This is a genomic window from Acinetobacter pittii (assembly GCF_034067285.1).
In the GTDB taxonomy this organism is placed as follows: domain Bacteria; phylum Pseudomonadota; class Gammaproteobacteria; order Pseudomonadales; family Moraxellaceae; genus Acinetobacter; species Acinetobacter pittii_E.
In genome coordinates this window covers 94,019-114,680 of sequence record NZ_CP139286.1, presented here as the reverse complement: position 1 = coordinate 114,680, position 20,662 = coordinate 94,019, and the positions used below count along the sequence as shown (strand labels likewise).

Sequence of the window (20,662 nt, the reverse complement as noted above, 5' to 3'; positions counted from 1 at the left end):
ATTTTAAAAAAGAGAACAATATGCTACAGCTAATGTCAAAATTGGCCACTCAAGGCGTAACTATTTTTAGTACCATGACGGCACTGGCACATCGTCTAGGTGCACTCAACCTGTCACAAGGCTTTCCAGATTTTCCGGCACCACAAGCCCTGCTGGAAGCCCTATCTCAGGCGACTTTAGCTGGACATAATCAGTACCCGCCCGGCGATGGTATTCTCGGTTTACGAGAGCAACTCGCTTTACAATTTCAACAGCGCGATCAGCTTCAACTTGATCCTGTAACTCAAATCACGATTACGCCCGGCGCAACCATTGCAATTTTTTGTGCCATACAGGCATGCATCACTGCAGGTGATGAAGTGATTATTTTCGACCCAAGTTATGACAGCTACGGCCCTTCTGTCGAGTTAGCAGGCGGCAAAGCGGTTCATATTGCCCTGCAAGCCCCTGACTTTAGGGTGAACTGGCAACAAGTTAAAGATCTGATTAATGACAAAACCCGAATGATTGTGGTGAATACTCCTCATAATCCAACAGGTACGATCTGGGCAAAACAAGATTGGTTAGAGCTTATTGAACTGATTCGAGATAAAAATATTGTAGTTTTATCTGATGAGGTCTATGAACACCTAGTTTTTGATGGTCAACAACACTTTAGTGCATTGCATTTTCCAGAGCTCAGAGAGCGTAGTTTTGTGATTGGGTCTTTTGGAAAAACCTTTCATGTGACAGGCTGGAAAACAGGTTATTGCGTCGCCTCACCTGAGTTAATGCGTTTATTCCGCCAGATTTACCAATATGCAAATTTCTGTGGCACGACACCTTGCCAAATTGCTCTAGCTCAATACATGGAACAACATCCAGAACATATTCAAGAGCTTTCGCAGTTTTATCAAACTAAGCGAGATCGGTTTAATCAGGCGATTCACAATAGTCGTTTTTTACTAAAACCATCTCAAGGTACTTATTTTCAAAATCTCGATTACAGTCAAATTAGACCCGACTTAAACGATGTGGAAATGTGCCAATTTTTAGCTGAGCAACATAAGATCGTGGCTATTCCAGTTTCGGTTTTCTATCAGCAAGCGCCTGAGTCTTTACGTTTGATTCGATTCTGCTTTGCAAAAAATGATGAAACTCTGCAAAAAGCAGGAGAAATCTTGAATGAATGTTAATAAATTTAGCCACTTAGCACTGTAAAAACACTACAAGTCATTCGCTCCAACTATGCTAAGTTGAATATCCGCCCCGCTCATCAAAGAGATGGGCGATGGAGAATACATGCCACCAAGACAGTCTTTAATTCATCAGCAAAATCTATGGAAAGCATTTTTTGTTTTCTTATTGCCCCTCATTGCAACCAATATTTTACAGAACTTGTCGGGAACGATTAACACCATCTTTGTTGGTCAAATGCTGGGAGTAGACGCGATTGCTGCCGTCTCGGTTTTTTTCCCTATTTTATTCTTACTTCTCGCTTTTATTATCGGGATATCAACGGGTACTACTGTTTTAGTTGGGCAAGCATGGGGTGCGCAAAATATAGAGAAAGTTCAAAGTGTGGTTGGCTCTACCCTATTTATGACACTGATTGGTGGGGTAATTACCGCGATTATCGGTGTGTTTTTTGCCCACGATATTTTAGAGTTATTAGGTACAGATCCAAAGGTGATGCATCTTTCTTTGCCTTATGTGCAATGGATGCTTGCAGGTAGCCCGCTTCTGTTTGTATATATTATCTATACATCAATTTTACGTGGTGTAGGCGATAGTACTACCCCTTTGCTGGCCCTTGCTTTAACCAGTGTGATTGGCTTAGTGATTACCCCGATATTGCTTAAAGGTTATTTTGGTTTACCCGCTCTAGGGATTATTGCGCCAGCAATCGCAACGATTACGGGCTATGTAGCTATTTTGATTTTTCTCGCAATTTATCTGAACAAGAAAAATCATCCACTCCGGCCGAATCGTCAGCTTCTGCAACATATCCGTCATAATCCAGAACTGAGCAAAATCATTTTGCGCTTAGGTGTCCCAACCGGTATTCAAATGATTACCACCTCAATGGCAGGCTTGGTTATTGTTGGGTTAGTTAATCGTTATGGATCACATGCTACAGCAGCGTATGGTGCAGTGAATCAGGTACTCAACTACATTCAGTTTCCTGCCTTATCCATCTCAATTGCAGCTTCAATTTTTGCAGCACAAGCGATTGGTGCGGGCAAATCAGATCTATTAGCACGGGTAACCCGCACAGCTTTAGGCATGAACTTCTTATTTACAGGTGCCTTAATTGCACTTGGCTATTTATTTTCAAAATATTTAATGGCTTTGTTTATTACCGACCCAACTGTGGTGGTATTAGGGCAGCAACTTTTATTCATTGTACTTTGGGCAATTTTATTCTTTGGTGCAGGTGCGATTTTTGCATCGATTATGCGTGCCAGTGGAACTGTGACTGTCCCAATGCTAATCAATATCTCGGCTATTTTATTTATTGAAATTCCATGTGCTTATTGGTTTAGCTCAATATGGGGCCTTAAAGGCATCTGGGTTGCCTATGCCTTGGCATTTGTCAGTTTATGTATTATCCAAGGCCTGTATTACCAATTTATCTGGAAGAAAAAGAAGATCAAAGTTCTTATTTAGAACGATCTAAACCATATAAAAAAAGCCATCGATTGATGGCTTTTTTAATTTAAATCTTATTTCATCCATTTGGTCACAATGGTTGAAGCACGTTGATATCCTGTTGGGAACAAACGCTGAAAAGCATCAAGAATTTTTGCGTCACTACCAATCAATAAACGGCGTTTATTTTTCAAAACGGCATCCAAGATTTGACGTGCAGCTTCTTCTGGTGGAGTACGTAGTAACTTGTCAAAGTTTTGAATTGATTTCGTCGGGTCCATACCCAAACTACTCAAGCTATCACTCATTTTTGCCGCTTTAGCAATATTGGTGCGAATTCCCCCCGGATGTACGCACAAAGAGCTCACGCCACTTTTTTCGATATCTAGTTCTTGGCGTAATGATTCGGTAAAACCGCGTACAGCAAATTTAGTCGCGTTATAACCAGATTGAGTCGGTTGAGCAGTCAGACCAAATAAGCTTGAGATGTTAATAATATGGCCGTCTTGAGTCTGCTTAATGAACGGTAAAAATTCTTTAGTCCCGTAAACCACACCCCAGAAGTTAATTCCAACAATCCACTCTAAATCTTCGTAGGTTGCACCCTCAACAGTAGAACCTAATGCTACGCCAGCGTTGTTAAAAATCAGGTTAACAGAACCGTGATCTTGTACAGTTTCTTGCGCCCACTGCTTTACCGCTTCGCGATCAGACACATCAAGCTTTTTGGTGGTAACAGTAATATCACTGTACGGTTTTAAAAGCTCGACAGTTTGTTGTAATCCTTTTTCATTAATATCACTCAACGAAAGATGGCAGCCCTGTTTTGCCAAAAGAATTGCTAACTGTTGCCCAATGCCAGAACCTGCGCCCGTAATTGCAGCGACTTTGTTTTTAAAATTTTTCATTGTCCATCCTTTGTTTTTCGATATTTGCACAATCGGTTCATTGCATGTGCAGTTTAGACATCTTCAATATAATTTTGACAATACACATTGTCAATATAGTACACTGTAATTTCAGATAGAATGGCACAATTCTTCTGAGCGCTTTATCATAGTGAGCATATTGGGCTAAAACCTATAAATTAGGAAACGACTTATTTATGACGACTAACGACTCAACCAGTAAAAAGAAAACAAAAAGTGTGAGTAAAGAACGTCAGTTCAAAGGGTTATCTCTATCTGAACGTAAAGAGGCACGCCGCGAAAAACTGATTGAAGCAGGCATTGCGACCTACGGAACGCTCGGTTTTTTTTCAGTGACGGTAAAAGATGTCTGCCAAGAGGCAAAACTCACAGAACGTTATTTTTATGAATCATTTAAGAAGAGTGAAGATTTATTCCAAACCATCTTTTTAAAAATGATTGAAGAATTACAGCAAAATCTGATGCAAGCCGTGATTAAAGCTGCACCCGATCCAGAAAAAATGGTTGATGCAGGTTTAAGAGCACTGCTGACTACCTTAAAAGATGACCCAAGATTAGCTCGCATCGTCTATGTCGATGCAGTTCTGGTACAAGAATTACATAATCAAGCCACCATTCAAGAAACACTTGCGCAATTTGATCGCATGATTCAGGCCTTCGTTATGCTGACCATGCCGCAAATTCAACACCATGAAAATGAGCTATCTTTAATCGCAACTGGTTTGAATGGATATGTCACTCAAATTGCGATTCGATGGGTCATGGGTGGCTTTGAGCAGTCTCTTGAGCAGGTTTTAACCGCATGCCGTATCGTTTTCTTATCTTTATTAGCTCAAGTTTCAAAATAATATTAAAGTTTTTTGACAGCTATAAATGGGACAAACCAGTTAAACCTTTAACATAGTAACTTATTGAATGATTTTAAGAATTCTCTAAGTTATATGTCATAATTTGGTCATACCTTTGCCTTGGTTTTGTCACAAATTATTGCTAAATTCAATTTTATAGACTTTTCTGCAATGAAATTGTCATAATTAATCTTTGTAATAAGCCTGTCATAACTACAAAACGGTTCACCGTTAAATCTATAGGATATTGCGTTGTGAAAGATGACTACATTTTAATTGTCGATGATGAGCTTCCTATTCGCGAAATGATCCATACTTCTTTGGACATGGCAGGCTTTCAATGTTTACAGGCAGAAGATGCCAAACAGGCTCATCAAATTATCGTCGACCAACGTCCGGCGCTTATCTTGCTTGATTGGATGTTACCTGGAGGCGTAAGCGGTGTCGATTTATGTCGCCGCTTAAAACGCGATGAGAACTTAGCAGAAATTCCAGTGATTATGCTCACCGCTCGCGGAGAAGAAGACCACAAAGTACAAGGTCTTGACGCGGGTGCAGATGACTACATGACTAAGCCTTTTTCAACACGTGAATTGGTTTCACGTATTAAGGCAGTCCTGCGTCGTGCTAATGCATTAAGTGGTGAAAAAACAATTGATGCCAATGGTTTAATTCTTGATCCTGTGAGCCAGCGTGTTAGCTTTGGTAACAGTATTTTAGATATGGGTCCAACTGAATATCGCTTACTTGCATTTTTTATGACCCATCCGGAGCGTGCATATACGCGTGCCCAGTTGCTCGATCAAGTATGGGGCGGTAATGTATATATTGAAGACCGCACTATCGATGTGCATATCCGTCGTTTGCGTAAAGTGCTAGAACCTTTTGGTGTTGACCGATTTGTTCAGACCGTACGTGGAACTGGCTACCGTTTCTCTACACGTGCAGATTTAGCCGCAGGTTAACCAAGATTTATGTATGAACCCTACCCCGTCCCTGAACAGGTACGTGAACAAAAGCTTTCTCGCTACAGTAGTTTATGGACGTTTGCCAAACAAGATTTACGGCTTTTATTATTTTTTCTAATCATTGCCGGTTTAGTCGGTTTAGGCGTCGGGTATTTCTGGAGTTGTATTTTTATCGCCTTCGTGGTGTTTTTTACACTCCAGTTGCGTTCTTTATATCTGGTCAATGACTGGATTGCGAATAAACCTTATGACGTTCCTCCAAATCTTAATGGGATTTGGGGGGCATTATTATTTAACGTCTACCGTGCTCAGCGCCAAGAACGAATTGTTCAGGCCGAAATGGTTGGTTTAATTGACCGAGCACAGTCTTCATTAGTTGCGCTTGCTGAAGCGGTTGTACTCATTGATGACCAACATCAAATCGAATGGTGGAACCCTGCAGCTGAACGTTTGTTAGGAATCAGTCCTCTCGACCGTGGTCGTAACTTATTAACGATTTTACGTCAGCCAACCTTTATTGAATATTTTAACAATATTGATCAGGCACCCGACGGGATTAAGCTTCACTCAAATTTTGATGATGACCGCTATGTGCAGGTTAAACTCACAAGATTTGGTGGAGAAAGTCGTTTATTAGTCGCTTACGATGTGACTCGCATGCACAACCTTGAGCAAATGCGTAAAGACTTCGTCGATAATATTTCTCATGAACTTCGTACCCCGCTAACCGTACTCAGTGGTTACATCGAAACGTTTACCGATCAGGAAGATATTAGTCCACGCTGGAAACGTGCGTTTGATCAGATGCAGTCTCAAACTAAGCGTATGAATGCTTTGGTGAATGATTTACTGCTGTTATCAAATTTAGAAAATAATAAGAAAATTGCGAAAAATCAGATTATTGAAATGCCGAGCTTAATGAATCAACTCTTTGATGATGCTCAGGCCTACAATGCCGATTATGGACATACGCTCAATTTACATATTGATAGCCACTGTGACTTGATTGGTTCTGACATGGAAATTGCCAGTGCATTTAGTAATTTAATTACCAATGCCATCAAGTACACACCAAAAGGTGGAACGATTACGATTGGCTGGCACGACGATGGCGAACATGCTTACTTTAGTGTACAAGACACAGGTATTGGTATTAACCCTAAGCATTTGCCACGACTAACTGAACGCTTCTATCGAGTTGACAGTGACCGTAGTCGCCAAACAGGTGGTACAGGTTTAGGTCTTGCGATTGTAAAACACGTGCTGATGCAACACGGCGCGTATTTAGATGTGCAGTCTAAAGAAAACGAAGGATCAACATTTACCGCAGTTTTTCCAAAAGAAAGACTATATAACATGACTTAAAATTATCCCCCGTACATATAAAAAGCCGACTTATGAAAAGTCGGCTTTTTTGTATTAGTTAAAACCAATTTACTTAAAATTAGAGCAATACGATTTGCTCTGATTTTTCTCAATTACGTTTAAAAAACTAGTGGCAAACGTATTGCTCTGGCGCAATGCATCGCGATGATCTCCGCCATCAATTGTTTGATAGATAGTTGGTTTTTTTAATTTACATAACTGTTGGTAATAAGCTGATGTCCCTCTAGGGTCGACTAAATGATCTTTAGAACCTTGAACAATCATTAACGGTACAGTAGGCACCATATTTTCAATGGACTGTTGTTTTAGATAAGCCAAAAGAGGTTTTAAGTCTGCATCAGGTCGAAATATGCTCGAAGGCGATTTCTTCAAATCAGATTGGAGTTCAGATAAACAGCGACTACGTGCTTGAGTCAGCACCGTGTTCATTTCTGGACTAACTAAATTTTCAGGAACAATACTTGGCTCCGCTGCTTGTGCTCCCAACAACACAATTGGGAAAAATGCGGCTACACTAGGTTCTGGATTTGGGTGACTCAACACATATTCTGCAATGCCTTCATATTGATAACCACCCGGAGCAAGTGCAATCGCTCCTTTTAAATCTAATTCGGGAGCATCTTTCTGACCATAAGCCGCCACTGTAATTGCCGCAGCTCCACCCTGACTATGCCCCATTACCAACCACTGTTTATTAAAATCTTTAGGCTTAAGCACATGTAATGCCCGCACAGCATCGACCACCGTATGTAGCTGGCTCTTTGCATTCATATAAGGATGTGCACCTAAAGTACCTAAGCCTTGATAGTCAGGTGCGACAACTGCATAGCCACGTGCCAACCAACCATCTAAAGCTTTAGAAGCAACTTCTTGATATGTATGAACTGGTCCACCAACATAATCACCCGAAGGTGCACAGGTATCAGCAACTCCTGTCGTGCCATGTGCCCAAGCAAGTATCGGCCAGCCATTTTTTGGTGGTGTTCCTTTCGGTAATAAAATAAAAGCCGATGCCACGATGGGTTCGTTCTGAATACCTCGACTACGATAATTGACTAACAAACGTTGATCGGCATGAGGAAATAAATCCGTCACTTTTTGTTGTTCTATAGAGAGTATTGAACCCGGTTTTTCGCTCACAATTTGCTTACCCAAATCTGTAATTGGAGCAGCCATAGCAGAACCTGACACCAAACAAGCACTGCTAAATAAAATTTTTAAAAAAGAATTACTTTTTCTAATCAAGGGATTACTCCTCTATTATTAATATTACATCTATTTAAATAATTAATTTATAAAATATAAATTACCATAAAATTATCTATATTTATATTCAATAACTAAATACTTTGAATATTATTGCTGAAATTTAATAAAAAAACTTTTAAGAATATCTAGTATAAATATAGTTGCAAAAAATTAATCCCATTTAAATAATAAAAAATATATGCTGATATTTTCTTAATTACGATAGTGATTAAAATGTCAAAACAATATAAATTTATACCGTACCTGATTTGTCTTATTCTCGGTTCTCTACCTATCCATAGCTTTGCAGACATACAAGTCTATGGTCCTGGTGGCCCAGCCCCAGCAATGAAAGAAGCTGCCAAACAATTCACCAAAAAAACGGGGATAGCAGTCCATGTGACTTCCGGCCCAACTTCTCAATGGTCTGATAAAGCGAAATTAGATGCCGATGTGATCTATAGTGGTTCCGAGGCGATGATGTCTGATTTTGAAAATGCTTTTTCTGAACAAATTATAAAAGACTCGGTGGAACCTTTATATTTACGTCCCGCAGCGATTTTAGTGAGAAAAGGAAATCCTAAAAATATTAAAGGATTTAAGGATCTCACTAAACCCGGTGTTAAAGTTTTAGTTACGCATGGTGCAGGTCAAGTCGGTATGTGGGAGGATATTGCGGGTAGAACCGGAAATATTCAATTAACAAAATCTTTTCGAAAAAATATTGTCACCTACGCTGCCAACACAGGTATTGCCAAGAAAAATTGGGAAGAAAATAGCAGCTACGATGCTTGGCTAGTCTTTAATATTTGGGGAATTAGTAACCCAGACGTAGGGCAAATTATCCCTATCGAGCCAGAGCTAGTTGTCTATCGCGATACAGGTGTAGCATTAACAAAACATAGTTTAAAAGATGCTGAAGCGAAACGTTTTGTAGAGTTCTTATCGTCTCAGCAAGGTAATATTATTTTCAAAAAATATGGTTGGACTAAATAATTTAAAATTATTATTTCGGCTCTATCTAGAATATATTCGTTTTTAAGTTGAATATAATAACGACTTAATTTTTGTATTAAAAAAATAAACCCTGAATAATTAAATTCAGGGCTTATTTGTATTATACAGGCTATAAAAGTGATTAAACTGTATGACCCATGCGCTCGCCCATTACAACCACAGACTCAGCTTTAAAACGTTGTTCCCATTCGATCTTATCTTTTTCAAATAATATAACTGCGGTAGAACCTAAATAAAAACGTCCAAGCTCAGCACCTTTTTCTAGCTTTAACTGATGATGCTGTAATTCGATACGACCTGAAGGTTTCACTTTACCTGTTGCCACAGTTTCAATACCAGCAACAATCATTGCACCCACTAAAACAACCGCCATACGGCCAAGTTCAGTATCAAACAAACACACCATACGTTCATTACGAGCAAATAAACCCGGTACATTTTCCGCAGTGACTTGATTTACCGAAAATAGCTCGCCGGGTACATATAACGTTTCTGTTAATGTCCCTGCAAAAGGCATATGCACACGATGATAATCACGCGGTGACAAATAAACTGTAGCGAACTCACCGTCTTGGAATGGCTGAGCAAGCTGTGGATCACCAATGAGTTTCTCTACAGAAAAGCTTTGGCCTTTGGCTTGAAATACTTCACCCGCAGTGATTTTACCAATTTGGGAAATCGCACCATCTGCTGGAGACACGATGCTATCTGCATTTTCATCAACTAGACGTACACCTTCTTTTAATGCACGGGTAAAAAAGTCATTAAAAGATTTATATTTCAATGCATTGCCTTGTTCAGCGATTGATAAATCAATCCCATATTTGGTTTTAAATGCATGAATAACAGCGGCTTTCACAACTGGATTTTCACTCGCCGCCACTTTACCTATCACACGGCTCAATTGATGCTGTGGTACAAGATTTTGTGCCTTAATAAATAATTCTTTTTTTAATCGAGATGTGAAACTCACGACGGTGATTCTCCAGTAATAATAGGACTATCGAGGCGATTGCCCCATTCACTCCACGCACCATCATAGGCTTTTGCTTCCCAGCCCAAGAGTCTAGCCAGAATATAGGCCAAACCGGAACGGTGATGTGACTGGCAGTACACAACTACAGGTTGATGTAAATCAAACCCCAGTTGTTCAAGGCGCTGCCGCGTGCGTTCAAGCGGATGCAATTTTAGATGATTTTCACGATTAAGTGCAGTACTCCATTCAAAATGGAGAGCATTTGGAATGTGACCGCCGCGTCGCGCTGCTAAACGGACACCACTATATTCATCACTCGTGCGGCAATCCCACAATTGCACATTTTCTTGCTCAACTTGTTTGCGCAGCTCTTCATAGTTCACTCGGAACTGAGCAGCATGCGATAAATCAATCTGAATTAAGTCTGCAACAGGAGAAACTTTTTCGACTTCTGCTGTGGTTGGTAGCCCTGCTCCTAACCATGCATGGATACCGCCATTAATTAAACTGGTACGGGTGAATCCTAAGCAATGCAAATTCCAGATTAAACGCCCAGCCCATGCTCCGCCTTCATCGTCATAGACCACAACATGATGATTAGGTGAAATATTCAATTTTTCAATCAGTGCTTGTAAGCCCGCTTCATCCGGCAAAACACCAGTAGCTTCTTCATGTTGAGCTACCAACCATTTTGGTTGTAAGTGAATGGCATGTGGAACATGAAGTTGTTCATAAACCGATGCACGGCTCAAATCTACAACGCGAATAAATTCATTGCCTAAATAAGGCACTAACTCTTCTGCTTCTATTAATAAACCGAGTTTAAAATCAGGGAGTATCATCGTCATGGTTTCTTTTTATACCAGCTTAATTTCATATTAGCATAAGCATATATCTAACAAACTCTGATTTTCTGCTACGCTTTAGCAGAAAATCAGATATCAGCATTCTCACTTTTAAAAATAAAAAATAGCGAGACTACTTTTTACTTAAACCACTTCTTCAAGTTCTTCGATTTCAAAAACCTGACGTAAATAGGCCAAGAACGTATCATTATCAGTCATGGTCTTACCTGGACTGTCAGAGATTTTCGCAACAGACTGACCATTACATTCAACAAGTTTCAACACAATATTGAGCGGCTTTTGGCCCATATCATTGGTTAGGTTAGTTCCAATACCAAAACTCACCTGAAAACGATCTTTAAAGTATTGATGCAACTCCCATGCCTTTGGCAAATTAAGACCATCACTAAAGGTCAGCATTTTGGTTTTGGTATCAATTTTTAATTTACGGTAGTGCGCATAAGCCTTATCACCCCATTCATACGGGTCACCACTGTCATGACGCAAACCATCAAATAGTTTGGCAAAATACAGGTCAAAATCACGTAAGAAGGCGTCCATCCCCACCACATCAGTTAGGGCAATTCCTAAATCTCCACGATACTCTTGCACCCATGTTTCTAAAGCAGCTTTTTGGAAATCACGTAAGCGGACATCAAGCGCCTGAAACGCTTGTAGGAATTCATGAGCCATGGTTCCAATTGGTGTAATGTTAAGCTCTTTAGCCAGTAATACATTACTTGTACCACGGAACACATTTGGTACAGTTTTATGAAAAGCTGCTACGACATGTTTTTGCCATGCAAAGCTATAACGACGACGCGTACCAAAATCAGAAACTAAAAACGGTGGGTCATTCGGATGTTGAGACTTTTCATATTGCTGAATCAATTCGAGTTTTGCTTGTAAACGGCGTTCGCCTTCAGCCCAAACTTGATCTGTTTTGATACGGCTAAAATATAATTCGTTTACAATAGCCAGAACGAAAATCTCGAACATCATAGCTTGGACCATTGGTCCTTCAATATGAATATCTAGTCGGCCTTCCGCGTCAATACTTGCCTGAATAAAACGTCGTTTGAGTTGGAATAATTCTAAATAATCGACAAAGTCACTTTTAATAAATCGTAATTTTCGTAAATATTGTAGCTCGTCTTCTTTATATTTGAGATTACATAAATGGTCGAGTTGCTCGTTTAAGTCATCCAAAATATCCACTAACGGATAAACTGTATCTTCTAAGTTTCTGCAACGAAAATGATAGACACTATGTGTTTGCGGGAATTTATGCAAAACCACTTGTAGCATCGTAAATTTGTACAAGTCTGTATCTAGTAAAGAATGGATAATTGGAGACATAGTCAATGATTATTCGCTTGCTTCTTAGCATTAAAGCATATTTTTATGGATGAATTGCGAGGTTTTATACCATTGTTGCAGTTCCATGAAATTTCCTTTTAAAAATCATTTAATTTAAATTCTGCTAAACTACATTAATTCAATTAATTATAGAAATTTGCTTTAACTATGCGCGCTTTAATACAACGAGTTCTTGAAGCCAAAGTGGTCGTAGACGGTGAAACTACAGGCGAAATCCAACACGGCCTACTGGTGTTTTTAGGCATTGGCCGAGATGATACTTTGGCTATTGGCCAAAAGCTTATTGATAAGATTTTGAAATATCGAATCTTTGATGATGAGCAAGGCAAAATGGGCTGGAATGTATCTCAAGCAAATGGTGGAATCCTGCTTGTGTCACAATTTACCTTGATGGCACAAACACAAAAGGGATTACGTCCAGATTTTGGTCCAGCAATGCCACCTAGCGACGCAAAAGCTTTATACGAGCAATTGGTTGAATATGCGCATTCTCAATTTGAAAAAGTTCAAACTGGAATATTTGCTGCTGACATGAAAGTACATTTAATAAATGATGGTCCAGTGACATTCAATCTGGAAGTTGAAGCATAAATATAAAAAAACTCCCAAAACGGGAGTTTTTTATAGCTGGATATTAGCGACCAGTTTTCTCTTTAATAAAAGCACGCGCCTGACGTACTTTATCTTTTACTGGTTTTGGTAACTTAGGTGGAATGAGCTTAGCAACTTGGTTAAACCATACCAATAGGCTGAAGTCACCTTCCATTTTAATACTGCCTTCTTGCATCCCCGTCATAAATGCTGTTGGGTCACCTTTGATCAAAGTTTTTACACCTTGCTCACTGTCTGCAAATTGCAAAATAAAATCAGCTTTTTCAGGTGAGCCAGCGACTGTATCGATGTGACCATTGTTAATAATAATTTGGCGAGCAACACCTAAATCTGTACCGATCTGAATACGGAAAGCACGGTCATGAATCAGTTCAATAAACTTAGGGCTAGTACGCGCCAACTGCTTCATACGCAGCACTAAACCTGCTACCAATAAATCTAACGGGTCTGTACTGACATCAACGAGAGGTAACTTGACTACAGGTATAGAAGAAAGTTTCATGAACATTCACGCCTATTGTATTTTTATGAAAACTTTAGAGCAAAACTTAGCAAGGCCATACCATTGCTTATGTTTTATGCCTCAATTGATAATTTTTTAGCTGACAACGCAATCTAGATGAAACGTCAACAGACACATCTATCGTAGCATAACTGGCTATTTTTTAATAAATGCTTTGTATAATAAAAATCACGTTTCGTAAATGAAAAAGGCATGCTGTGCATGCCTTTTTACCTTTAGATAACAATTTAATTATCGGCTAGAACATTGCTGCTGATCATCTTCATATACTGGCGTGTGTTCTATATATTGGCGATTTGCCAAAGCCTTTTGTGCTTGTTTATCCTCACGTAACAAAATAAATGTAACCATTACCATCGCTAGACTTAGTGCAGTTAAATAACTATATGTGACTGGCATCTCAAAAGTGACTTGAACTCCAAAACGGACCACTTCCAATAGCCCCCAAAAGAACATCCCTGCAAGCATAAAACCAAGCCAACGACGGTAAGGAGAAAAGAAAACAGCAACAAGCGCGACAGCAATTAAGCTGAATCCGGCGATAGCGGCAAAATTCGCTGTTACCATAGAAACCTCCGTCTTAATGAAAACGTCTAAAAACATTCGGTCTTTAATACCCGACCTCATTCCAAAAACAACTTTAATTCATGATTTGTGTTGAAGCTTAGGATGCATTATGTATGTTTTTTTTTAGAAAAAAAGACCCGTTTTTTCTTAATGCGACATACTTTGTCGCAACATTCTTTTGTCATTACATTTTTGTAAAATTCAAAAAGTTCGATTCCCTATATGGCATCAATTCTGGCGTGTCATTACAAAAAAATATGCTGTTTTTAAGGATCAAAATAAGTTTTTTTCAGTTTTTTTTATTGCCTTTTTTCTGTGCAAAATTCTGTCATAACTTGCTTGTTTTTATGACTATTCTGCATAAAAAAAGCGCTACTCTGAAGTAGCGCTTAAAGCTTATCCATATAGGTTAAGCACGATTTAAATCTTTGTCATGCATACCGAGTAGATAAAGTACACCATCTAAACCCACACTTGAAATCGCTTGATTTGCATTTTGACGTACTAATGGTTTTGCACGATAAGCAACGCCCAGGCCCGCAATAGCAAGCATTGGCAAGTCGTTTGCGCCATCGCCTACTGCCATCGCTTGCTCTAGAGAAATACCCATTTTATTCGCAAGCTCGCGTAATAGCTCAGCTTTACGGGCACCATCAACAATCGCACCTTTCACTTCACCTGTTACGAAACCGTCTTGCACATCTAAGATATTGGCATGAACTTCATCAATACCCAGTTTGCCTTGTAAATATTCAGCAAAATACTGGAATCCACCTGATAAAATTGCCGTTTTATACCCAAGTGCTTTTAAAGTCGAGATCAGGCGTTCTGCACCTTCAGTAATGGTTAATCGCTCTGCAATTTTAGGTAAAACAGCGGCATCAAGCCCTTTTAATAATGCGACACGTGCGCGGAAACTTTGCTGAAAATCAAGCTCACCTTGCATCGCTCTTTCAGTAATTTCAGCAACTTGAGCGCCTACCCCTGCTTCAATCGCCAACTCATCAATCACTTCTTGCTCAATTAAGGTTGAGTCCATATCAAAACACACTAAACGGCGATTGCGTCGATAAGCGTTGTCTTCTTGAACAGCAACATCAATATTTAATTCGCTTGAAAGAAGTAAACATGCAGCACGCATAGCTTGTGCATCTAAAGTTGGGCCACTACTTAAACCAAACTGTACACATGCACGGCGTGGGAATGCGCTATCCTTTTCAAAGTCGACACGACCTGATAAACGCGTTACCGTTTCGATGTTAAAGCCTTGGCTAGACACAATTTGTGTAACCGCTTGTAAATGTGCAGCAGTGAGTTCTGGGGCTAAAGCCGTGACGATATAACGAGTACGGCCGCCTTCGCTTACCCATTGATCGTATTCTGCGCCCGTGATTGGTTTAAAGCGCACTGTTAAGCCAATATCATGTGCTAAAATCAGAATCTCTTTCATTGCCAATGCGGTCGCAGTTTCATTATCAGAAGCGACCACAATGCCTAATGTAAGTTGATTATGAATAACAGCCTGACCTACATCCAGTATTTGCAATGAATGTACGGATAGTACTTGCATTAATCGGGTAAACTGGTTTGGTTGGTCTGGTCCTAAAAAGGATATAAGAATGATTTCTCGCATGAATTGACTCTAGTCTGAGTGACAACTATTGTAAGAATCATAATCGAATTTCAATATAATTGCCTTGGAAGTTTAACTTGATTGCGCCTAGACAAGGGCTATTTGCTAGCCTACTGATCGTTAGTTTTGCATTGCATACCTTTTTATTGGTCATTGCAACGACACACCAGCTTAATGAAAACCGTGCGAGTCAAGGTCAGCTCATGACCAGTCAGCTCGTTGCAGACAGCTTATCTGAGCTTGAACCTGCCAATACGGTGTCTTTAGCTCTGATTGCCAATCGCTATGCGACCAATCCAAGTGTTGCGTCTATTCGCATTCTTGATGCTAACAAACAGGTTCTAGCAACGAGCGGAATTTCAAAAACCCGCCAAGGCGAGATTTTTGCTCGTGATGCCCTTCAAAATGAAAAGAAAGTAGGGTCTATCGAAGTTACGCTGATCCAGCCAAGTATTGGAGAAATTCTTCGTACACAATGGCTTGCAATTTTAGCTTCACTATTTTTGCATGTTTTATTATGGCTTGCCTATCGCGCGATTGCTCGTCCAACCCGTAGCGAATATTTGGCACGTATTAATGAAGAAAACCGCTTGAAGCATGAAATTCAGCAGTTAACTCAAGCATTGGCTCTAGAAAAGCAAAATACGGTCACGTTGGTTGCACAAGCACAGCAACAAGCAAAAGCTAAACCAAAGGTTCGCCCACAAACTGAAAAAACTTCAGATTCAGTTGATCAACATACTTTGGCACTCAATATCCAGTTTTATGACCCTAAACAGTTATTAAGCAGTGTTAACCAATCTGTTTCTGTGCCTTATTTCAAACTCTGTCAGCTCTTTTTAAACAAGAGTATTGAGTTGTGCGTTAAGCATTACCAATTGAAGCTAACCGATATTGAAGTGGTAGACGAGTTTAATGCCGACGGTGCGACGCTTGCGATTTCAACGTCGCATACGCATGCCGTAGAGTGTCTGCTCATGATTGGAACTGTCTTCCAACTACTCTCTGACGTTTTATATAAACGTTACCGTGAAGATAAACGTTTCGCACTGCAAACTCGTAGTGCAACGTGTAACGCTGTAGAAGCCATGCAAATTGATGCGAAAGAAGCTGCTCAACGTTTAGCACAGCATCTTCATGCCAAAGAGTCGGCTTTATATCTTGAGAATGATCAACTCAAGGCGATTCAAGACAGCTATCAACTTGTTGCAATGCCAAACCCAAGCAATGTGATGACTCGTCATGCATTTATGATCAATGGCATGAATGCAGAGTGTGCTGAACTTGCTCAAAATATCCGGACTGAAATTTTAATGGGTAAAAAATCAATCCCACAAAATGATAGTCCAAGCAGTGCAGCTTCATAAAAAATAACTGCGCATACCAGAACCTAGCCTTTTGGCTAGGTTTTTTTATTTAAATTCATAGCTTTTATTTAAAACCCCTCCTTTTTCTTATGATTTATTTGTATAAATAAATCTCGATCTATTCTTAAGTGTCACAAATTTGGATAAATCAGAATCATAGGCAAAATTATCTAAACAGCGTAAACTATGCAAAATTTATTAAATAGAAATTGTCTTACGACAAAAAAAGGTGAAAGCGAATGCCGCTGAGTCGTGTTGAAGATCTTGTCGCCGATATTCGTGCAGGCAAAATGGTTATCTTGATGGATGACGAAGATCGCGAAAATGAAGGTGATCTTGTCATTGCAGCAACGCATGTTCGTCCTGAAGATATTAACTTCATGATTACTCATGCACGTGGTCTAGTTTGTCTAACGTTAAGTCGTGAGCGCTGTAAACAGTTAAACCTTCCTTTGATGGTTGACCAAAACGGTGCCCAACATAGCACTAACTTTACGTTATCAATCGAAGCCGCTGAAGGTATTACAACAGGTATCTCAGCAGCAGAGCGTGCACATACAATTCAAACTGCTGTCGCAGCGCATGCAAAACCAACTGATATCGTACAACCTGGCCATATTTTCCCATTAATGGCACAACCAGGTGGTGTTTTACATCGTGCAGGTCATACCGAAGCAGGTTGTGATTTAACGCGTTTAGCAGGTCTTGAACCGGCTTCTGTCATTTGTGAAATCATTAATGAAGATGGCACAATGGCACGCCGTGCAGATTTAGAAATTTTTGCCGAGAAGCATGGCTTAAAAATTGGTACAATTGCGGACTTGATTCACTACCGCATGACCAATGAGCAAACGGTTGAACGTCTGGATCAAAAGACCATTCAAACAGAATATGGTTCATTTGAACTCTATCGTTATCGTGAGATTGGTAACCCGGACATTCATTTGGCTTTAGTTAAAGGCGAGCCAAAAGAAGGTGTTACAACAGTACGTGTACATGGTTTCAGTCCAATTCGCGATTTACTTAAGCTGAATAAAGCTGATGGTGAACCTGCGTGGAATCTAGACCGTGCACTACAGACGATTGCAGCGAGTGATCGCGGTGTTTTAGTCTGGATCGGACAAGATCATTTGCAAGACTTGGGACCAGCGTTGGATGATTTAAATAAGCCAAAACCGGTGAAATCCAATGCAGCACTTTCACATCAATATCAAACCATTGGTGTAGGTGCTCAAATTTTGCGTGATTTAGGTGTTGAAAAAATGAAGCTTCTTAGCTCACCATTACGTTTCAATGCTTTATCTGGCTTTAATTTAGAAGTAGTGGAATATGTCACTGCTGATCAAATCACAACGAAATAATCGAGGTTGCTATGGCAATTCGCCGTATTGAAGGTTTATTACATCTCGCAAGCGAAGGTCGTTATGCGATTTTAGTGGGTCGTTTCAACAGCTTTGTTGTTGAACACTTATTGGATGGTGCAATCGACACATTAAAACGTCATGGTGTAAATGAAGATAACATTACTGTTATTCATGCTCCTGGCGCATGGGAACTCCCGATTGTTGCTAAAAAATTAGCTACATCAAACCAATTTGATGCAATCATCGCACTTGGCGCAGTGATTCGTGGTAGCACACCACACTTTGACTTCGTTGCTGGTGAATGTGCAAAAGGTTTAGGTGTAGTCGCGTTAGAAAGCAGCTTGCCTGTCATCAATGGTGTATTAACTACTGATAGCATCGAGCAAGCCATCGAACGTTCAGGTACAAAAGCAGGAAACAAAGGTAGCGAAGCTGCATTGACTGCTATTGAAATGGTTAATTTATTAAAGGCAATTTAAAGCATGTCTCAAACACTGCAAGCCGCTTATGCAGCAAAACGTAAAGCACGTCGTTTTGCTGTACAAGGTATTTATGAGTGGCAAATGAGTCACAATCCTGTACATGAAATCGAAGCACGTACCCGTGCGGAAAATGCAATGCACAAGGTAGACTTAAACTACTATCACGAACTGCTAACACAAGTGATTGCACAGCACGAAGATCTTGATGCATTACTTGTTCCGGTTCTTGACCGTGAACTTAGTGCACTTGATGGTGTAGAGCTAGCAACATTACGCTTAGGTGCTTACGAGTTACGTGATCATTTAGAAGTACCTTACCGAGTAGTTCTAGATGAGGCTATTGAACTCGCTAAACACTTTGGTGGAGCAGATAGCCATAAATATATTAATGGCGTTCTAGATCGTTTAAGTTCAACACTACGTAGTGCTGAAAAACAACAAGCAAACTAACAGGTTTGAAGTTGATATGGCTGAGTTTTCTATTATTGACCAGTACTTTAACAGACAATCTTATACAGATGTCACCTTAGGTATTGGAGATGACTCAGCCTTAATTACCCCTCCCGCAAACCAACAATTGGTGATCTGTGCAGATACACTCGTTGCTGGACGTCACTTCCCTCTTGATACTTCTGCCCATGCGATTGGCTGGAAAAGCGTAGCTGTCAATCTTTCAGATATTGCAGCAATGGGGGCAAAACCGCATAGTATTTTACTAGCGTTAAGTCTTCCTACTATTGACCATGAATGGCTTGAAGGATTCAGTCAGGGAATTTATGACTGCTGTAATCAATTTGGGGTTGCTCTTATTGGCGGAGATACGACCCAAGGTCCACATCTGACCATTACTGTGACGGCTATGGGTTGGATTGAAGCTGGACAAGCGGTGTTACGTTCGGGCGCAAAAGTCGGTGACTATGTGTGTGTGAGCGGTCAAGTTGGTGATGCAGCATATGGTTTACAGCACCTAGGTCATCCATTACAAAAAAGACTAGACTACCCGACACCACGTTGTCAGCTTGGACAACAGTTAAAGGGACTTGCTTCTAGCATGATTGATATTTCTGATGGATTAGCCCAAGATTTAGGCCATATTTTAAAAGCCTCGCACGTCGGCGCTCGGTTACTTTTAGAAAAGTTACCGATTGATTTAACTCTACAAGAACTACCAGAACATCAGCGTTGGCAATATGCACTCGCTGGTGGCGATGACTACGAATTATGTTTTACAATAACACCGCAAAATTATGAAAAACTTTTGCAAAAACAACTAGACATTAAGATTACAATGATCGGAGAGATCGTTGAAAAAACACAACTAACTTTTGAGCATTTGGGTTCAGATTACCCATTGCAAATTCATGGATACCAACACTTTGCATAAGCCACCGATTCATTTTAAGGACATGTCTTGGTTCAACCGCTGCATCGTTTTCTGTGGAGTTGGTTTCGGATCTGGTCTCGCACCTAAAGCTCCCGGTACTTTTGGCTCTGCCTTTGCCCTACTCTTCGTTCCAATCTGGTTATCGCTTGGCTTTAACTTAAGCTTGATCGCCATCCTCATCATGTCATTGGTTGGGATTTATATCTGTGGTCAAACTGCAAAAGTTATAGATGTACACGATGATGGTCGAATTGTGTGGGACGAATTTGCAGGTCAATCTATTACCTTTCTTCCTCTGCTTTATTTACAACAAATGAATTGGATGTGGGTGATCGGGGGATTTATATTATTTCGGATTTTCGATGTTTGGAAACCTTGGCCTATACGCGTTATTGATCGTCAAGTGCATGGTGGTTTTGGTATTATGCTTGACGATATTATTGCCGGTGTATGGGCTGCTCTTTGTACACTAATTATTATCCATTCGAGTTAAATCATTAGA

At 40.0% G+C, this 20,662-nt stretch carries 21 protein-coding genes; 13 read left to right on the top strand and 8 right to left on the bottom strand.

Annotation, left to right across the window (positions count from 1 at the left end; genetic code table 11):
* The first annotated feature begins 20 nt into the window (after window positions 1-20).
* Both ybdL and ypnP read left to right on the top strand, forming a co-directional pair.
* A complete protein-coding gene (gene ybdL, locus SOI81_RS00525; RefSeq protein WP_320541092.1) occupies window positions 21-1,175 on the top strand; it encodes a pyridoxal phosphate-dependent aminotransferase in 1,155 nt (384 codons plus the stop codon).
* A 106-nt stretch (window positions 1,176-1,281) separates the two neighbouring features.
* The gene (gene ypnP / locus SOI81_RS00520) at window positions 1,282-2,649 is read left to right on the top strand and encodes an MATE family efflux transporter (protein WP_224992199.1); all 1,368 of its coding nucleotides are present in this window, start codon (window positions 1,282-1,284) and stop codon (window positions 2,647-2,649) included.
* A 56-nt stretch (window positions 2,650-2,705) separates the two neighbouring features.
* On the opposite strand, the gene SOI81_RS00515 is transcribed toward ypnP, so the two are convergent.
* Window positions 2,706-3,539: an SDR family NAD(P)-dependent oxidoreductase gene (locus SOI81_RS00515; RefSeq protein WP_224992200.1), complete on the bottom strand. Its 834-nt coding sequence runs from the start codon at window positions 3,537-3,539 to the stop codon at window positions 2,706-2,708.
* Between the two features lie 197 nt (window positions 3,540-3,736).
* On the opposite strand from SOI81_RS00515, the gene SOI81_RS00510 reads away from it, so the two are divergent.
* The 3 genes from SOI81_RS00510 (at window position 3,737) to phoR (ending at window position 6,741) form a co-directional block, all read left to right on the top strand.
* Window positions 3,737-4,408: a TetR/AcrR family transcriptional regulator gene (locus tag SOI81_RS00510; protein ID WP_016142718.1), complete on the top strand. Its 672-nt coding sequence runs from the start codon at window positions 3,737-3,739 to the stop codon at window positions 4,406-4,408.
* Window positions 4,409-4,662: 254 nt separating this feature from the next.
* Window positions 4,663-5,373 (top strand): phosphate regulon transcriptional regulator PhoB, encoded by a 711-nt coding sequence (gene phoB, locus SOI81_RS00505; protein WP_000650776.1) that lies wholly within the window; start codon window positions 4,663-4,665, stop codon window positions 5,371-5,373.
* Window positions 5,374-5,382: 9 nt separating this feature from the next.
* Complete coding sequence (phoR, locus tag SOI81_RS00500) at window positions 5,383-6,741, top strand: phosphate regulon sensor histidine kinase PhoR (RefSeq protein ID WP_068564604.1); 1,359 nt, start codon at window positions 5,383-5,385, stop codon at window positions 6,739-6,741.
* 69 nt (window positions 6,742-6,810) lie between these two features.
* Here the strand turns inward: phoR and SOI81_RS00495 are convergent, their stop codons facing one another.
* Complete coding sequence (locus SOI81_RS00495; protein WP_320139404.1) at window positions 6,811-8,007, bottom strand: alpha/beta fold hydrolase; 1,197 nt, start codon at window positions 8,005-8,007, stop codon at window positions 6,811-6,813.
* A gap of 237 nt (window positions 8,008-8,244) precedes the next feature.
* On the opposite strand from SOI81_RS00495, the gene SOI81_RS00490 reads away from it, so the two are divergent.
* On the top strand, window positions 8,245-9,006 hold the full coding sequence (locus SOI81_RS00490) for an AcfC family putative adhesin (RefSeq protein WP_262457215.1): 762 nt from the start codon (window positions 8,245-8,247) through the stop codon (window positions 9,004-9,006).
* A gap of 142 nt (window positions 9,007-9,148) precedes the next feature.
* Here the strand turns inward: SOI81_RS00490 and asd are convergent, their stop codons facing one another.
* From asd to pncB, 3 genes are all read right to left on the bottom strand, one after another.
* Complete coding sequence (gene asd, locus SOI81_RS00485) at window positions 9,149-10,000, bottom strand: archaetidylserine decarboxylase (protein ID WP_262457216.1); 852 nt, start codon at window positions 9,998-10,000, stop codon at window positions 9,149-9,151.
* The gene (gene rhdA, locus SOI81_RS00480; protein ID WP_262457251.1) at window positions 9,997-10,845 is read right to left on the bottom strand and encodes a sulfurtransferase; all 849 of its coding nucleotides are present in this window, start codon (window positions 10,843-10,845) and stop codon (window positions 9,997-9,999) included. Before rhdA ends, asd begins: the two co-directional genes overlap by 4 nt.
* Before the next feature lie 147 nt (window positions 10,846-10,992).
* On the bottom strand, window positions 10,993-12,207 hold the full coding sequence (gene pncB, locus SOI81_RS00475; protein WP_262457217.1) for a nicotinate phosphoribosyltransferase: 1,215 nt from the start codon (window positions 12,205-12,207) through the stop codon (window positions 10,993-10,995).
* A gap of 168 nt (window positions 12,208-12,375) precedes the next feature.
* Between pncB and dtd the strand changes: the two genes are divergently transcribed.
* A complete protein-coding gene (gene dtd, locus SOI81_RS00470; RefSeq protein ID WP_032005029.1) occupies window positions 12,376-12,819 on the top strand; it encodes a D-aminoacyl-tRNA deacylase in 444 nt (147 codons plus the stop codon).
* 43 nt (window positions 12,820-12,862) lie between these two features.
* Here dtd and SOI81_RS00465 read toward each other — a convergent pair whose 3' ends face one another.
* The 3 genes from SOI81_RS00465 to serB form a co-directional block, all read right to left on the bottom strand.
* Entirely contained in the window at window positions 12,863-13,342 is a 480-nt protein-coding gene (locus SOI81_RS00465) for an SCP-2 sterol transfer family protein (RefSeq protein ID WP_262457218.1), read from the bottom strand.
* 252 nt (window positions 13,343-13,594) lie between these two features.
* Window positions 13,595-13,930 (bottom strand): ciprofloxacin tolerance protein AciT, encoded by a 336-nt coding sequence (gene aciT / locus SOI81_RS00460; protein WP_002119105.1) that lies wholly within the window; start codon window positions 13,928-13,930, stop codon window positions 13,595-13,597.
* A gap of 409 nt (window positions 13,931-14,339) precedes the next feature.
* Window positions 14,340-15,563 (bottom strand): phosphoserine phosphatase SerB, encoded by a 1,224-nt coding sequence (serB, locus tag SOI81_RS00455; RefSeq protein ID WP_005078729.1) that lies wholly within the window; start codon window positions 15,561-15,563, stop codon window positions 14,340-14,342.
* Window positions 15,564-15,622: 59 nt separating this feature from the next.
* Here serB and SOI81_RS00450 point away from each other — a divergent pair, with 59 nt between their 5' ends.
* The 6 genes from SOI81_RS00450 (at window position 15,623) to pgpA (ending at window position 20,653) form a co-directional block, all read left to right on the top strand.
* Window positions 15,623-16,930, top strand: coding sequence for a hypothetical protein (locus tag SOI81_RS00450; RefSeq protein WP_224992208.1), 1,308 nt, complete (start codon window positions 15,623-15,625; stop codon window positions 16,928-16,930).
* A gap of 239 nt (window positions 16,931-17,169) precedes the next feature.
* Entirely contained in the window at window positions 17,170-18,291 is a 1,122-nt protein-coding gene (gene ribBA / locus SOI81_RS00445) for a bifunctional 3,4-dihydroxy-2-butanone-4-phosphate synthase/GTP cyclohydrolase II (protein ID WP_016142707.1), read from the top strand.
* An 11-nt stretch (window positions 18,292-18,302) separates the two neighbouring features.
* Entirely contained in the window at window positions 18,303-18,773 is a 471-nt protein-coding gene (ribE, locus tag SOI81_RS00440; protein ID WP_002119264.1) for a 6,7-dimethyl-8-ribityllumazine synthase, read from the top strand.
* A 3-nt stretch (window positions 18,774-18,776) separates the two neighbouring features.
* Entirely contained in the window at window positions 18,777-19,226 is a 450-nt protein-coding gene (nusB, locus tag SOI81_RS00435; protein WP_032054550.1) for a transcription antitermination factor NusB, read from the top strand.
* A gap of 16 nt (window positions 19,227-19,242) precedes the next feature.
* Window positions 19,243-20,160, top strand: a complete 918-nt coding sequence (gene thiL, locus SOI81_RS00430) for a thiamine-phosphate kinase (protein WP_320139392.1) — start codon at window positions 19,243-19,245, stop codon at window positions 20,158-20,160.
* Window positions 20,138-20,653: a phosphatidylglycerophosphatase A gene (pgpA, locus tag SOI81_RS00425; RefSeq protein WP_239969847.1), complete on the top strand. Its 516-nt coding sequence runs from the start codon at window positions 20,138-20,140 to the stop codon at window positions 20,651-20,653. Before thiL ends, pgpA begins: the two co-directional genes overlap by 23 nt.
* Window positions 20,654-20,662 lie beyond the last annotated feature (9 nt).